Origin of the sequence: Frankia sp. R82, assembly GCF_023716925.1 — a bacterium.
Lineage (GTDB): Bacteria > Actinomycetota > Actinomycetes > Frankiales > Frankiaceae > Frankia.
Genome location: NZ_JAMQQG010000155.1, coordinates 1 through 1,440 on the forward strand (window position 1 = coordinate 1; position 1,440 = coordinate 1,440).

Annotated in this window: 2 protein-coding genes; both read right to left on the bottom strand. The window is 67.2% G+C overall.

Annotation, left to right across the window (positions count from 1 at the left end; genetic code table 11):
- Window positions 1-40: 40 nt before the first annotated feature.
- A complete protein-coding gene (locus tag ND747_RS16320; RefSeq protein WP_251734466.1) occupies window positions 41-1,078 on the bottom strand; it encodes an IS3 family transposase in 1,038 nt (345 codons plus the stop codon).
- Window positions 1,075-1,440, bottom strand: a 366-nt coding sequence (locus ND747_RS16325) for a transposase (protein ID WP_251734465.1), incomplete at its 5' end; no start/stop codon positions are given. The genes ND747_RS16320 and ND747_RS16325, both read right to left, overlap by 4 nt.

Consider the following 1,440-nt stretch of genomic DNA (forward strand, 5'->3'; position numbering starts at 1 on the left):
CGGAATCCGTCAAGCTGTTTGAGGCAGTGTTGTTCGAAAACTAGCTACTTGTCGGTTCCGGGTCTGGCTGCTCCTCGTTGGGTGGCCGGTTGATCCAGGCGGGTGCCGGGAGCTTCGGTGGGGTCGGGGGGCGGCGGATGAACCGTTCCGGGTGGGCGGCGTAGGCGGCGTCGAGGACCTGGGCGCGGGCCTGACGGACGCTGTCGGCCTGGCCGTGGTGGACGACTGTCGGGGTGAGCATCCCGATCCCGGAATGGCGGTGATGGTTGTTGTAGTGGTCGAAGAAGCGCCGGCACCAGGCGCGGGCCGCCTGCAGGTTCTCGAACGACCCGGGATAGCCAGGCCGATATTTGAGTGTTTTGAACTGGGCCTCGCTGTACGGGTTGTCGTTCGACACCCGCGGCCGGGAATGGGAACGGGTGACACCGAGGTCCGCGAGGAGCAACGCGACGGATTTCGAGGTCATGGACGTGCCGCGGTCGGCGTGGATCGTCAGCCGCTCCGGAGACACCTGCTGTTTCGCGCAGGTGGCCGTGATGAGATCCTCCGCGAGTGCGGCGGATTCCCTTTCGGCGACCATCCAGCCGACCACATAACGGCTGTACACGTCGAGGATGACATACAGATGGTAGTAGGTCCATTTCTTCGGCCCGTGGAGCTTTGTGATATCCCATGACCAGACCGAGTTCGGTGTGTCCGCGGCGAGTTCGGGTTTGACGTGGGCGGGGTGGGTGGCTTGGCGGCGGCGTTCCCCGGTCTCGCCGTGCTCGGCGAGCAGCCGGTACATCGTGCGCGGCGACGCCAGATAGACCCCCTCGTCCAGCAGCGCCGCCCACACCTGGTCCGGGGAGGCGTCCACGAACCGCTGCGAGCGCAGCACCTCCAACACGCGGGCCCGCTCGGCGGCCGTCAGGGCCGCCGGCTGCCGGCGCTGCTTGTGCGGGATCGGTTCCCGTCGCGGCGGGGCCGGGCTTTTCCGATGCCGCCGATAATGCGTCGCCCGCGACCGGCCCACCGCCCGACACGCCGCGACGGCCCCGACCTTCGGAATCAGCTTGTCGAGGGCTTCCTCGGTCAGCCGTTCGGCGTGTTCGGCGACGTCGGTTTCCCCTCGGGAGCGCCCTCGGAGAGTTTCTCCAAGAGCGCGGCAAGTTTTCCCTGCACATCGATCACGAACTGGGCCTTCGCCAGTTCCTTCTCCAGTTTCGCGTTCTGGGCCCGGAGCTTCTCCAGCTCCTTGTCCCGATCATCGACCGGCGGGCGGCCCTTCGGTTTCGACAGGCCCGCCAACGCACCCGCCTCCCGGGCTTTACGCCACTCCACGATATGCGCCGAGTACAGACTCTCCCGCCGCAGGACCGCGCCTTTCTGCCCATCCGGGGCCGCCTCGTACTCGGTCAGGATCCGCAACTTGTACGCCGCCGAAAACGACCGCCGCCG